The sequence below is a fragment of the Vreelandella sp. ssv genome (assembly GCF_059448525.1).
On the sequence record NZ_CM182545.1, the window covers coordinates 89,643 to 103,415 of the forward strand.

14 protein-coding genes are annotated in these 13,773 nt (G+C 52.4%); all 14 read left to right on the forward strand.

Translation table 11 applies throughout. The features are described 5' to 3' along the window. The first annotated feature begins 115 nt into the window (after window positions 1–115). A complete protein-coding gene (gene fliS / locus AC5TBW_RS00415) occupies window positions 116–532 on the forward strand; it encodes a flagellar export chaperone FliS (protein ID WP_495510235.1) in 417 nt (138 codons plus the stop codon). 7 nt (window positions 533–539) lie between these two features. Next, window positions 540–950 carry a flagellar protein FliT gene (fliT, locus tag AC5TBW_RS00420; RefSeq protein ID WP_495510236.1) on the forward strand — a complete coding sequence of 137 codons (411 nt, stop codon included), beginning with the start codon at window positions 540–542 and terminating at the stop codon, window positions 948–950. After that, complete coding sequence (gene fliK / locus AC5TBW_RS00425) at window positions 947–2,200, forward strand: flagellar hook-length control protein FliK (protein ID WP_495510237.1); 1,254 nt, start codon at window positions 947–949, stop codon at window positions 2,198–2,200. Before fliT ends, fliK begins: the two co-directional genes overlap by 4 nt. Next, the gene (locus AC5TBW_RS00430; RefSeq protein ID WP_339884437.1) at window positions 2,184–2,477 is read left to right on the forward strand and encodes an EscU/YscU/HrcU family type III secretion system export apparatus switch protein; all 294 of its coding nucleotides are present in this window, start codon (window positions 2,184–2,186) and stop codon (window positions 2,475–2,477) included. The genes fliK and AC5TBW_RS00430 overlap by 17 nt, the downstream gene beginning before the upstream one ends. A 106-nt stretch (window positions 2,478–2,583) precedes the next feature. Then, window positions 2,584–2,916 carry a flagellar transcriptional regulator FlhD gene (gene flhD, locus AC5TBW_RS00435; RefSeq protein ID WP_495510238.1) on the forward strand — a complete coding sequence of 111 codons (333 nt, stop codon included), beginning with the start codon at window positions 2,584–2,586 and terminating at the stop codon, window positions 2,914–2,916. After that, a complete protein-coding gene (flhC, locus tag AC5TBW_RS00440; protein ID WP_495510239.1) occupies window positions 2,913–3,455 on the forward strand; it encodes a flagellar transcriptional regulator FlhC in 543 nt (180 codons plus the stop codon). The genes flhD and flhC overlap by 4 nt, the downstream gene beginning before the upstream one ends. A gap of 252 nt (window positions 3,456–3,707) precedes the next feature. After that, complete coding sequence (motA, locus tag AC5TBW_RS00445) at window positions 3,708–4,577, forward strand: flagellar motor stator protein MotA (protein WP_495510240.1); 870 nt, start codon at window positions 3,708–3,710, stop codon at window positions 4,575–4,577. Next, window positions 4,574–5,500, forward strand: a complete 927-nt coding sequence (gene motB / locus AC5TBW_RS00450) for a flagellar motor protein MotB (protein WP_495510241.1) — start codon at window positions 4,574–4,576, stop codon at window positions 5,498–5,500. Before motA ends, motB begins: the two co-directional genes overlap by 4 nt. Window positions 5,501–5,551: 51 nt before the next feature. Next, on the forward strand, window positions 5,552–7,621 hold the full coding sequence (gene cheA / locus AC5TBW_RS00455) for a chemotaxis protein CheA (RefSeq protein ID WP_495510242.1): 2,070 nt from the start codon (window positions 5,552–5,554) through the stop codon (window positions 7,619–7,621). Beyond that, window positions 7,618–8,115 carry a chemotaxis protein CheW gene (cheW, locus tag AC5TBW_RS00460; protein WP_495510243.1) on the forward strand — a complete coding sequence of 166 codons (498 nt, stop codon included), beginning with the start codon at window positions 7,618–7,620 and terminating at the stop codon, window positions 8,113–8,115. Before cheA ends, cheW begins: the two co-directional genes overlap by 4 nt. Window positions 8,116–8,247: 132 nt before the next feature. Next, window positions 8,248–9,513, forward strand: coding sequence for a methyl-accepting chemotaxis protein (locus AC5TBW_RS00465; protein ID WP_495510244.1), 1,266 nt, complete (start codon window positions 8,248–8,250; stop codon window positions 9,511–9,513). 60 nt (window positions 9,514–9,573) lie between these two features. Beyond that, window positions 9,574–11,721: a methyl-accepting chemotaxis protein gene (locus AC5TBW_RS00470; RefSeq protein ID WP_495510245.1), complete on the forward strand. Its 2,148-nt coding sequence runs from the start codon at window positions 9,574–9,576 to the stop codon at window positions 11,719–11,721. Next, window positions 11,718–12,590 (forward strand): CheR family methyltransferase, encoded by an 873-nt coding sequence (locus AC5TBW_RS00475; protein WP_495510246.1) that lies wholly within the window; start codon window positions 11,718–11,720, stop codon window positions 12,588–12,590. The genes AC5TBW_RS00470 and AC5TBW_RS00475 overlap by 4 nt, the downstream gene beginning before the upstream one ends. A 91-nt stretch (window positions 12,591–12,681) precedes the next feature. Beyond that, entirely contained in the window at window positions 12,682–13,743 is a 1,062-nt protein-coding gene (locus tag AC5TBW_RS00480; protein ID WP_495510247.1) for a protein-glutamate methylesterase/protein-glutamine glutaminase, read from the forward strand. Window positions 13,744–13,773 lie beyond the last annotated feature (30 nt).

The following is a 13,773-nucleotide window of genomic DNA, read 5'->3' on the forward strand; positions in this document are numbered from 1 at the left end:
CTTGTCTTGCGCCGATACATAATAGTAGTAGCGTTCAGTTCGCTGTTTTTTATCTTTTAATATTCGTGGCACTTCGCAATAGGCGATAACAAAGCCACGCACAGGAGTTCCGCTTATGACTTACTCTCGCGGTAGCGCCGCCTACGGGCGTGGAGCTAACGCTTATGCGCGTGTCGGCGTAGAAAGCGGAGTGATGTCGGCAGATCCTCACCAGCTTATTGTGATGTTGTTTGACGGTGCGCAAGCGGCTATTCGTGCTGCCCGAATTCACATGCAGGCAGGTAATACACCTGAGAAAGGTAGGTCGATATCTAAAGCAATGGATATCGTTAATAACGGTCTGGCAGCTGCTCTCGATCAGGAGAAAGGCGGAGAAATTGCCGAGCGTCTAGCATCGCTCTACGATTATATCGTACGCCTGCTGTTGGCAGCGAATCTGCGCAACGATGAAGAGAGCTTGAATCAGGCCGAGCGCTTACTTGAAGATATCGCCTCAGCTTGGCGTGATATTGGTCAGCGGCAGAGTGCGTGAGGCAATAATGTCAGCTTCTACATCCGCTCGTGGCGAAAGTGCTCAACAGACGCTATTGAATAATTATGAAGCGCTGTTGAGTCGCGTTGAACACATGCATGCACTTGCCAATGCTGAGCAGTGGGCTGAGCTCATCGATCAGCGTACCAGCTATGTGATCCTAGTGGATCAACTGCGTGAGTTGGATGCGACCGTAGAGCTTGACTCTACTGCCCAGCAACGTAAAGCAGAATTACTTGAGAACATACTTGAGCATGATGTTGATATCCGGCGTCGCTTGGTAGCACGTCGAGATGAACTGGGCAAACTCATTGGGGTATCCCAGCGACAGCGAGACTTGCATCGAGCCTATGCTCCCCAGCAAGGCGCTACAATGGCCCATACAGCAGACGATGCTGATGCTACGAGGTCATCGTGAGCGGTATCACGCCTCTCATTGATACACTCTTGCATCAAGTATTGGGGCGGCAAGGGGAAGTGTCACTAAAGCAGGCATTGGATCAGCCTGTGAAGCCGATTCCGCCAGGCGAAGGACCGCGTGCTGTAATGGGTGATGCTAATTTAGATGGCCGGGCGTCACCGTTAAATGATTTAAAGCGCTTACCCCTCCCGCTTGATGGGGGGAAAGCGTTACCACGTGGCGAGTCGCTGCCGTCTCCTCCGGGATCCACTCAAACCCATTTCAGCCCTGCTGCACGGACTATCGCTGACGTGCTACTGCGTTTTCCAGCACCTCCCACCGTCATGCGACCCGAAGCGGTCCTTATCTCTAGCCAAGAAACACCCGGAGCCAGTTCAGTCGCCACTCGCTTAGAAGCGAGTATCCGCGACAGTGGGTTGTTTTACGAATCGCATTTAAAGCGTTGGTTTCAGGGCGAAGGTACCCGCCAGCAATTATTGAATGAGCCACAAATGCAGCCTGGGCCACGGCCATTAGCACCCTTATTGCCCGCTGGGTTGGGGGGGGCAAAGGCATTAACGGGATTAGCACCATTGATACCGTCGGGGTCTCAGGCAGGTGGGCAGGGAATGGCTATCTTGCCAAATGTGCCATTGGTACCGATGACGCATGAAAATGGATTGGCTCTACGGCAAGGTTTAGTGTCAACCACACCACTCATGAGTTCACCCGCCGTGGCTGGCCAGGCGCCTCCTGCTGCTACACCCAGCTCCGCACCCGAGAGTAGTCAGGCAAAAGCTGAACTGAGTCATGCAAGAGAAATGACAGAGCTACTGGCCAACCGTCCAGCGCGCGACATTGTGCATGAAAGCCTACAGAGCCTAGTCCGTCAGCAGCTTGAGATGCTGGTGATGCCCACTATTCGCTGGGAGGGCGATGTTTGGGCCGGTATTTTCATGGCCTTAGTGATTAATTTGCCTGCCCGTGAAGAGGGGCAAGAGCATAAACAGCAGCAGGGAGAGCCGGATGGCGGATGGCGCTCGGATATGCAGTTGGACGTTCCCAGTCTAGGGTCATTTAATGCTTCGTTGTGGCTCTATAGAAATATGCTGAGTATCGATTTCACCACTGAAAGTACAGCGGCATATCAAAAAATCGACGCTGGCTTACCTGCGCTAGAAAAGCGCCTCAGTGCTTTAGATCTGCAGAAAGTGCAGCTGCGTGCACGCTTTATTGAAGCGGAGGCAACCCGTGGCTACGCCGGGTGAACGTCGACGGCAAGCCGTTGCACTGGCTTATCAAGAGAACGACCGTGCGCCTCGTGTTGTGGCAAAAGGCTATGGTGACCTAGCCGAGCGAATTATGGCAGAAGCTCAACGCCAGGGAATATATGTGCACGATGCGCCCGAGCTGGTGGCACTGTTAATGCAGCTTGATCTCGATGCGGAAATCCCGGCGGGGCTTTATCAAATAGTCGCAGAACTGCTGGTGTGGGTGTTCGAACTATCAGAAGAAGGGCTAAGTCATCGTGAAATGCCTGAGTAGCCAATTACAGACGTTATATGCAACCATGAGGATAGGTAATAAAAAGTCATTAATGGCGTCAGTATAATGGTCACAATATCGCGCCTGAGTCGTTTAATGGGACATCATGAGTCAAACCAACTTTCTCGATGAAATTCAGGAAATAAATTTAGCTTATTTACTTCTGGCGCAGCGCTTGCTTGATGAAGATCGTGAGGCTGCTATGTTTCGCCTGAAAATAGATGGCGATGTTGCCGAGCTGCTTGTGTCATTGAATGCACGTCAGTTGACCAAGCTGGCTCGCACGAGTCAGCTGTTGTGTCGCTTCAGCCAAACGAGTGCCGAGCGTCTGCGTCAGCTCACTGACAATCCTCGAGATCAGGGCTTGTCAGGGCTTCACGCGTCGCTGCTGCTGGCGAGTGAGCCTTTCGAGCCAATGCCATCAGGAGGCGTTAAGTGAACCAGAAAAGCTTGGTCGATGAAATGCACCAAGTGCAGCTGGCAATCGAGCTTATTGAGCTAGGGGCACGCTTGCAGGTGCTGGAAACAGAAACTGAATTAAGCCGCACGCGTTTGATTAAATTGTATAAAGAAGTGCGCGGTATGTCGCCGCCCAAGGGCATGCTGCCTTTCTCTACGGATTGGTTCATTACCTGGCTGCCTAATGTTCATTCGTCACTGTTTTACAACACTTATCTAAGTTTGAAGTCGCTGGCAGGGTGCGGACGCATCGATGCTTTCGTAAAAGCATATCGACTCTATAACGAACAAATGTCGCTCGAAAACATGGAGGCGGTGCTTGGTCTAACGCGAGCCTGGACGCTGGTTAGGTTTTTTGAAAGTGACTTACTTCAGCTCAATCAATGCACCCGCTGTTACGGGCAATTTGTAGCTCATGCGCATAGCCCATCACAGCATTACGTTTGTGGTATATGTCAGCCACCTTCGCGCGCGGGTAAAACCCGTAAAGCACAGCAGGAGAATAGTGAAAAAATGTAACAACGTCGGTATTCACGCGCCTGTTAATCACAATTAAGGTATAAGTCATAATAGTGAGTGATTAACAGTAAAATATGAGTGTAGCGACATAGATAGCCGCAAAGACCAGTGATACTTTTTTGCTAGAAAGTAGTCTGGCACTAGTATAATTGAACTAAGTTGTGCTTAGGACGGAACATCGCTTAATTATCAAACCAGATGACTAAGCTGCGGTTCCCTTACTTAATAATGAATACCGCAAGGACTCTGCTTGTGCTGATACCTCTTGGCTATGTAATCGTATTGCTGTCTGTGTTTGGTGGCTATGTTCTTGCAGGTGGCAAATTAGGTCCTCTGTATCAACCCCTTGAACTGCTGATTATTGGCGGCGCAGGTGTTGGTGCGTTTATCGCAGCGAACAACGGTAAGGCGATTAAGGCGACCTTTAAAATTCTGCCCCGGCTCAAGCGTGCAAAAAAATATGACAAAGCACTATACATGGAGTTAATGGCACTACAGTTCAAATTGCTGTCAAAAATTCGCCGTGAGGGGATGTTGGGCATTGAGCGAGATATTGATAACCCACAAGAAAGTCCTCTATTCCAAGAGCATCCCACGGTACTGGTCGATCCGCATATCATGAATTTTCTAACAGACTATCTGCGCTTGATGGTAAGCGGCGGCATGGAACCTATGGAAATTGATGAGCTGATGCTACATGAGATCGAAGTCTTTGAGCAGGAGGCACATATCCCAATTGATGCTATTGCCAAAGTTGGTGATGCCATGCCCGCCTTTGGCATTGTGGCGGCAGTCATGGGGGTCGTTAAAACACTCACCTATGCCGATGCTACCCCGGCTCAAATGGGTGTGATGATCGGCCAAGCGCTAGTGGGCACCTTTTTGGGTATTTTGCTGGGCTATGGGTTTGTTAGTCCGCTCTCCAGTTATATCGAACGGCAGGCGAAAGAAGCCGAAAAGATGCTCCAGTGTATCCGCATTACGTTGCTCGCTAGCTTGCACGGTTATGCACCGCAGTTGGCTGTTGAATTTGGTCGCAAGGCACTGTTTGCCGCTGAGCGTCCTAGTTTTACGGAGCTTGAAGAGTACGTAAGAGATGCAAAAAAGGCCGGTAACGCATGAGTAAGGGGGGTGACAAGCGTCCGATTGTCATTCGACGCAAAAAAGTCGTCCACGCCCATCACGGTGGCGCCTGGAAAATTGCCCTAGCGGATTTTATGACTGCTCTGATGGCCTTTTTTTTGGTGCTATGGCTCTTGAGCGTTTCCAGTGAAGAGACGCGCAGGGGGGTAGCCGAGTACTTTAGCACCCCCCTGTTGACGGCGATAACCGGGGGCGACCGTTCGGGTAGCACCAGCGCGATTCCTGGCGGCGGGCCCGATCCCACTCATAGTGATGGCGAGCGGGCCCGCATTGACAGCCTACAGCGCACTCGTCCAAGCATGCAGGAACGAAACTTTTTTCGGGATTTACAAGAGCGTATTGAGCGGGCCATTGAGCGAGATCCTGAACTGCGCCAATTGCGCAATCAAATGCGTTTTGACTTGACTCGCGAAGGACTGCGCATCCAGCTACTCGATACCGACCAGCGGCCCATGTTTGAGTTGGGTAGTGACCAAGTCGCACCTTATATGCGCAGTCTGTTACGCACTATTGCACCACTGCTTAATGAGCTGCCCAATGAGCTAAGTATTAGCGGTCATACCGATAGCGTTCCCTATGCAGGGGGCTATAGCGGCTACAGCAACTGGGAGCTTTCCAATGATCGCGCCAACGCGTCGCGTCGTGAGCTTATTGCGGGTGGGTTTGACCCAGGTCAATTGCTACGTGTATCAGGCTTTGCAGACCGCGTGTTGTTACCGGAAACTGAGCCAACCGACCCCATTAACCGGCGCATAGAACTAGTGGTGCTGTTGCCCGAGATAGCCGAAGCGATACGCAATCCAGCCATCATGGGCCCAGGGGCTTCATTGCCTGATGTTTCAACCGAAGCGCTAACAGAATCAACACAACAAGACGAGCCTCAGGCACAAGAGTCAGAGTGACCTGAGCCTGTCATAGCCTTTTATAAAAGCGACGTTAAGGTGGAGCGGTGAATGGATATAGCGGATTTTTTTGACACCTTTTTTGAAGAAGCAGAAGAGCTGCTGTCGGATATGGAGCAGCACTTGCTGGAGCTGGATGTTGACGATCCAGACAGTGAGCAGCTCAATGCTATTTTCCGTGCCGCCCACTCAATCAAAGGGGGCGCGGGCACCTTTGGTTTTGTCGTGTTACAGAAAACCACGCATATTTTGGAAAACCTTCTCGATTACGCACGTAAGGGTGAGCTGACGCTACGCGCCGACCTCGTGGATACCTTTTTAGAGGCTAAAGACATCATGCATGAGCAACTCGATGCCTACCGCAGCGAAGAGGAGCCAAATCAAGAAGCATTTGAGCGCATTTGCCAAACGCTGCAACAGATTGCCCTAGATGAAATTGGTCAGCAGTTAGACGGACCGACCACACCAGCTGCGAGCACTGTGGCTTCATCGGCACCAGCTTCCACCACCGAACAACAAGAGCAGCTAGCAGCAGGCCATCTGCTAGTGGCGTTACTGAATGTCGACGATAAAGATCGCATCTTGTTGGTTGAAGAGTTAGAACAGCTCGGTGAAGTGCAGTCCCAATCCGGCGATGCCAAGCGCTATGAGGTGATACTCAAAAGCAGCGATAGTGCAGACGATATTGAAGCGGTGATGTGCTTTATTATCGAGCCAGACCAAATTGAGATTACGGCCATCGAGGTGACTGCTACTGGTGAGCCTGCTATCCCGGAGTCAGAAACATCGGAGCCAGCCGCCGCAGAACCCGTCGAAAGCAGGCCCGCTAAGCCAAGTCCGGCAAAGGCTGCCAGCAAAGAAAAACCTAAAAAGGCAGTCGCTGAGTCGTCATCAATCCGCGTATCCGTGGACAAAGTCGACCAAATTATCAACTTGGTGGGTGAGTTGATCATTACTCAGTCGATGCTTGATCAAACGGTGAGTGATTTAGAAGATCAGTCCGTTGGCAATAGCTCATTACAAAATGGTATGAGTCTGCTTCAGCGCAATGCGCGTGACCTCCAAGAGGCGGTCATGTCGATTCGTATGATCCCCATGGAGTTTGTATTCAGTCGCTTTCCACGGGTTGTGCGCGACACCGCCGGTAAATTGGGCAAAGAGATCGAGCTGATTACCGAAGGTAAGTCGACCGAGCTAGATAAGAGTTTGGTAGAGCGAATCACCGACCCGCTAACGCACTTGGTGCGCAACAGTCTGGACCACGGTGTTGAAATGCCGGATGTGCGCGAAGCCATTGGCAAGCCGCGTATCGGCAAATTAACCCTCTCCGCACGTCACCAGGGCGGCAATATATTAATTGAAGTGCGCGATGATGGTGCTGGCATGGATCGTGATCGTCTGCTGGCCAAGGCGCGCGAAAACGGCCTCAATGTGTCGGATACCATGTCCGACGAAGAGGTCTTCCAGCTCATTTTTGCTCCTGGTTTCTCAACTGCGAAAGAAGTGACCGACGTATCTGGACGTGGCGTGGGCATGGATGTAGTGAAACGCAACATTCAGAGTATGGGTGGTCGGGTTGAAATCCAGTCGAAGCTAGGCGAAGGCACCAACACTCGTATCGTGTTGCCGCTTACGTTGGCCATTCTGGACGGTATGTCGATCAAGGTCGGCGGCGAGACGTTTATCCTTCCGCTCTCTACCGTACTTGAATCACTGCAGCCCGCCAAAGACGATATGTACGCCATGGCCGGTGACGACGTGGTGATCAAAGTCCGCGACGAATATCTGCCCGTGATTGCTATTCACGAAGTGCTTAATGTCGAGAATGCGATTACTGACCCGACCAAAAGCATCGCTGTCATTGTGCAGGGTGAGGGCCGCCGTTACGCCATGTTGGTTGATGAGTTGATCGGACAGCAGCAGGTCGTGGTCAAAAATCTGGAAGACAATTACCGCAAAGTTCCGGGTATTTCAGCCGCTACTATTTTAGGGGATGGTAGCGTTGCGTTGATTCTGGATATTACTGGTTTACACCGCCTGAGCCGATATAAAAAAGAGGCAGGCAAAAAAGTAGTAAACAATCAAAACCTTTCATCTTTTAAGGAGGCTGAGCCGTCATGAGTCAGGCCAACAGTGGGGCGGTATTAGCCGCAGAAGCCGAAAACCGTGAATTCCTCGTTTTTTCATTGGGCGATGAAGAGTACGCCATTGATATTTTGAAAGTGCAGGAGATTCGCGGTTACGAAAACGTAACGCGGATTGCCAATGCACCTGAATTTATCAAAGGTGTCACCAATCTGCGTGGCGTCATTGTGCCAATCGTGGATCTCCGCATTAAGTTTCGCTTTGATAAAGTCGAATACGGTGGCCAAACAGTGGTGATCGTGGTCAATGTTGCAGACCGGGTGGTCGGCATCGTAGTGGACGGCGTTTCCGACGTTATGACACTGACCCCTGATCAGATTAAACCGGCGCCAGAATTCGGTGTCACGCTCTCGTCTGACTTCCTGAGCGGTTTGGGTAGTCTGGATGACCGCATGCTGGTACTCGTGGATATCGATAAGTTGCTCACCAGCGACGAGATGGCACTGGTAGAAAGCACCAGCAACCACTAAGACTAAAAAACCTGGCACAGGGAGCGTGCCGAAGCAACTCTACTTAATGATGCATTCTCGCGCTACGGAAAGTGCCAGCGAGTGCCGACTGTGCGTGGAGAAAAGGGCGTGACACAGCGAATGCGGCAATTAATGAATAATATGACGGTGCGCTTAAGTTGGGGGTTGGTGCTCGCGACCCTTTCAGCACTTGTCTTGATTGCCAGTGGGATCGGCCTTTACGCGCTTCACCATGGCGCGGCCATCGTGCAAGCATCTAACGATGTGCAGGCACAACAAGCAGCTTTCAGTGCGTTTGCTTCAACGATTCGCTGGACATTGCTTGGCATCGTAGCGATGACCGTAGCCACGGTCATCGTGGTGGTTTGGGGTGTGACGGCCAACGTGCTGCGCCCGTTAGATCGTTTGGTGGGCTATTTTGAGCGCATGGCTCAGGGGGATCTAAGCCAGGCCATTACCTCTCCGGGCAACAACGAAATAGGGCGGCTTTATAGCGCCATGGCACATATGCAGGACTCTCTTTCGCAAACGGTGGGCACTGTACGTACCAGCGGTACATCGATTTATGAGCGCTCCCAGCAAATTGCCAGCGGCAATAATGACCTCTCTTCACGTACTGAGCAGCAGGCAACCTCGCTTGAAGAAACGGCTTCCAGCATGGAGCAGTTAGCCTCTACGGTGGGCCATAATGCTGAGAATGCACGTCAAGCCAGTCAACTGGCCGGCAACGCTACGCTTACAGCGCGGCGCAGTGGTGAAGAAGTCGGGCAAATCGTTAATACCATGCAAGACATCAGCGCTAGCTCCCATCAAGTGGCGGATATTATAACGGTTATCGACAATATTGCGTTCCAGACCAATATATTGGCGCTGAATGCTTCTGTAGAAGCAGCCCGCGCTGGTGAGCATGGTAGAGGGTTCGCGGTAGTGGCGCAGGAAGTACGCAGCTTAGCCAGTCGAAGTGCCGCTGCTTCGAAAGAGATACGCACGCTGATTGAAGCCTCGCTTGGTAAAGTCGATACCGGCACCCAGCGAGTTAATCAAGCCGGACAAACGATGCAAGATCTAGTGGCTGCTGTTCAGCGGGTCAGTGACATTATGGACGATATTGCTGCCGCGTCTGAACAGCAAAGTAGCGGTATTGGCCAGGTGAACCAAGCCGTGGCGCAAATGGATCAGGTCGTTCAGCAAAATGCCCAATTGGTGCAGCAAGCCGCACGCAGTGCCAATGAGTTGGAAAGCGAAGCCGCACGCTTACGCGAGGCGGTTGAGCGTTTTCGTGTCACTGAATTGTCAGCCTCTCGCGCTCCGGCCATATTGCCAGCGGCAGCGTCAAAACCCGTAGCATGCAGGCACCCACAGCCAGTAGCAGAAACAGAAGAGTGGTCATCGTTTTAGTGTGCCTAGTAGGGCAGGCGCACTCTTTTTGAAAAATAAAACATTAAAAAAAGGCACAACATGCGTAACAACCAACCAGTCTCTCAGCGTGAAATCGAACTAAAAGAGAACGATTTCTTAGTCTCGCGTACCGATACCAAGGGTCGCATCACCTATGCCAACCCTGCGTTTATCGAGATTAGCGGCTTTGAGCACGCAGAGCTGATCGGTTCGCCGCATAACCTGATACGCCACCCGGATATGCCGCCGGCAGCCTTTGAAAACCTCTGGCAAACCGTCAAAACGGGGGAAACGTGGCGAGGGTTGGTCAAAAACCGCTGCAAAAATGGCGACCATTACTGGGTGGATGCCAGTGTCACGCCGATTATCGAAGATGGGCAAGTAGTGGGCTATACCTCGGTGCGTGTTCAGGCAAGCCGCGCAGCCATTGAACAGGCGGAGCGATCCTACGCTGAAATACGCGGAGGCCGCAACAAGCGACTTTACTTAGATAAAGGCCGGTTATGCCAGAAAGGTGTGATTAACCGTTTGGCCCGGGTACGCCTTGATACCATTCGTGCCAAATTGGTAGGCATGATTGTTGTTGCAGGGCTGTTGTTATTAATCAGCGGTGGGCTGGGTCTGTATGGTTTGAATGTCTCCGGCGAGCGCTTGGGGCAACTGAATAATGACGGTCTGCGTGATGTTATTCGCCTCCAGCAAATCGATCAAACCATTGCCCAAACCCGCCAAGCGATGATTGAGCCAGAACGTATGGAGCTTATCAGTCAACGCTTCGAGATGGGCGAAAGCATTGAGGAGAGCGCCGCAACGGTTGCTGAGGTATGGCAGGAGTACTATTCGCGTGAGGTCAATGCGACTGAGCTTGCAACCGAGTTTGACCAGCGGCTACAGACTTTCCTGCAGAACGGCATGGGGCAGGCGGCTAGCGTGCTTCAAGCAGAAGAGACCTACCAAGCCTTTACCGGTCTCGATGCTGTGATTAGCGTCATGACCAGCGATGGTCGCATCCTGTCAGGCATGGTGAATCAACTGATTGCTCAGAAACAGCAGGCGGCTGAGGCCATGGCCGTTGACGCTCAGCAAGGTCAAACCACGATGCTAGGCGCCCAAGTCATCGTACTGGGCATTGGTTTATTGCTACTTATTTTGATCGGCATTGTTACCCTGCGGGCGATTACCAGGCCGCTAAAAAATGCTGCAGGTTTTACGCTGCAAATTGCTGGCGGTAATTTGGCCGCTAAAGTCCCTGACCAAAGACGCGATGAAGTGGGTCAATTGATGGACTCACTGAATACTATGCGCAAAAGCCTCAGCAGCATCATCACCGATGTAAAAAACGGTATCGATGTGGTCACTCCGGCTGCTCAGGACATTGCCAGCGGTAACGAAGAGCTGTCGTCGCGTACTGAACAGCAGGCGGCCTCTTTGCAACAAACCGCCTCCAGCATGGAGGAGATGACGGCCACTGTGCGGCAAAACAGTGAAAATGCTCAAGAAGCCCGCCGTCTAGCCGATAACAATGCTATCCAGGTAACGAATACCGGCGAGTTGATGACACAGTTAGTCGACAATATGCAGCGAATTACGCAAAGCTCCCAGCAGATGGCCGATATTATCAATGTGATCGATTCGATCGCGTTTCAGACCAATATTCTGGCGCTGAATGCATCGGTAGAAGCAGCTCGGGCAGGTGAGCATGGGCGTGGTTTTGCGGTGGTGGCAGAAGAGGTGCGTAACTTAGCTGGCCGTAGCGCTGGTGCTGCTCAAGAAATTCGTGGCCTGATTGATGGCTCTAACCGGGAAGTCAGCGCGGGTGCTAGTTTGGTCACCAAAGCCGAAGCTGCGATTAGCGAAGTAGCGGAAGCCGCGCGTAGTGTGACGCAGATCATGCACGAGATTTCAGCTGCCTCCGAGGAGCAGAGCCATGGCATTGCCCAGGTTAACCAAGCGGTAGCAGAGATGGATCAAGGCACTCAGCGTAATGCGGTGCGTGTACAGGAAACCGCCCGTGCGGCGGTCTCGCTTGAGCAGCAGGCGGGGCTGTTAGCGCTCTCGGTGGAAGCGTTTCGATTAAACAGTCAGGGGGCGCTACGTCCGCCAGCAGTGAAAGCGGCTAAGCACGCTGCTCAGTTGCCTAGCATATCGTCGCCGAATTCGCCCGTTAAACGGCAGGCAGCCTCAGTAGAGGAGTGGGAAGCGTTTTGACCGAACAAATTGAACGGGTGGTAGACGCAGGTCAGTGGACATCAAGCAGCCAGATTGAGCGCGATCTAGTACTGACGGATGCGGACTTTACGCGAATTCGCGAGCTGATTTATCAGCGCGCCGGCATTGTACTGGCTGAGCATAAACGTGAAATGGTCTATAGCCGCTTAGCAAAGCGTCTACGCCACCATGGCATGACACGCTTTACCGACTACTTGGTACGCTTGGAGCGTCAGCCAGAGGCTAAAGAGTGGGAGGCGTTTACCAATGCACTGACCACTAACCTCACGGCCTTTTTTCGTGAAGCTCACCATTTTCCGCTGTTGGCTGAGCATATAAAGAGCAAACAAGACCCGGTCACTATTTGGTGTTCGGCCGCCTCCACCGGGGAGGAGCCTTACTCGCTGGCAATGACATTGTTAGAAACGTTGGGCGCTAAAGCGTCGCAAGCCAAAGTGATTGCCACCGATATCGATACGGATGCGCTGGCCAGGGCCCGTGCGGGCGTCTACCCGCTTGAGCAGGTGCGCAAGCTGGATGAGGCGCGGGTAAAGCGCTTTTTCCAGAAGGGAACCGGTAACCATGCGGGGTTTGCGCGGGTGCGTCCCGAAGTGTCGGCCCTCGTCGAGTTTCTGCCGCTTAACTTGCTGGCGCCGCAATGGCCAATTAAGGGTCCTTTTGATGCGGTGTTCTGCCGAAATATCATGATTTATTTTGATAAAGATACACAATCAAAAATTCTTAAGCGATTTGCGCCACTGATGAAGCCGGATGGGCTGCTGTTTGCCGGCCATTCAGAAAACTTCTCGTACATTAGCGACGCTTTCAAACTACGTGGCCAGACCGTCTACACCGTGGCAAAAAAATGAATAATTGTCGTGTCTTTATGATCGCTTCAGGCGCTGTGGCTCCAGCGGTTGCAATCACACATCAGGCGTCTACAGCAAGAGGAGGCGTGCTTTGAGCGCAGCCAAGATCAAAGTACTGTGTGTCGACGATTCGGCGCTAATTCGTGATTTGTTAACAGAAATTATTAATTCCCAGCCTGATATGGAAGTCGTTGCGGTAGCGCCTGACCCCATCGCCGCCAGGGATTTGATCAAGCAGCACAATCCAGATGTGTTAACCCTTGATGTAGAAATGCCCCGCATGGACGGCTTGGATTTCCTTGAACGCTTAATGCGTTTGCGCCCGATGCCGGTGTTAATGGTCTCATCGCTGACGCAAAGCGGCTCGGAAATTACCCTGCGCGCGCTAGAGCTCGGCGCACTGGATTTTGTCGCTAAGCCGAGCCTCGGAATTCGCAATGGCATGATGGAGTATGCCAGTGAGATTGCTGAAAAATTGCGCGCTGCGGCGCGTTCACGGCCTCGTCAGGCGCGGCATAAAAACACCCCGCCACCGGAAGCTTTGAAAGCCCCGCTCGTCTCGAGTGAAAAGCTTATTATTATTGGCGCCTCCACCGGCGGCACCGAGGCAATTCGGGCGGTGCTTGAACCCTTACCGGCTAACGCTCCGGCGATCTTGATTACCCAGCATATGCCTGGCGGTTTTACACGCTCGTTTGCCGAGCGGCTAGATCGGCTGTGCCGAATTACCGTTAAAGAAGCGACGGATGGCGAGCGAATTTTACCTGGGCACGCTTACATTGCCCCAGGTGATCAGCACCTTAAATTAGCGCGCAGTGGTGCCAACTACGTGGCGCGCTTAGACAGCGGCCCTCCCGTAAACCGCCACAGGCCATCGGTAGACGTGCTGTTTCACTCGGCGGCTCAGCACGCGGGTAAGAATTCCATTGGGGTGATTTTGACCGGTATGGGTAAGGACGGCGCGGCAGGCTTACTTGAGATGCGCCAAGCGGGCGCGCCCACCATTGCCCAGAATGAACAAACGTGTGTGGTCTTCGGTATGCCCCGTGAGGCCATCGCGGTTGGTGGTGCTGTGGAAGTGGTTGCTCTCGACGACATCCCTTCGCGCATGATGGCGTTGATCGCAGCCTCAGGCCGCGCGCAGCGTGTATAGGGCCGTTTATAAAGAGGCAGTCCAAGAACT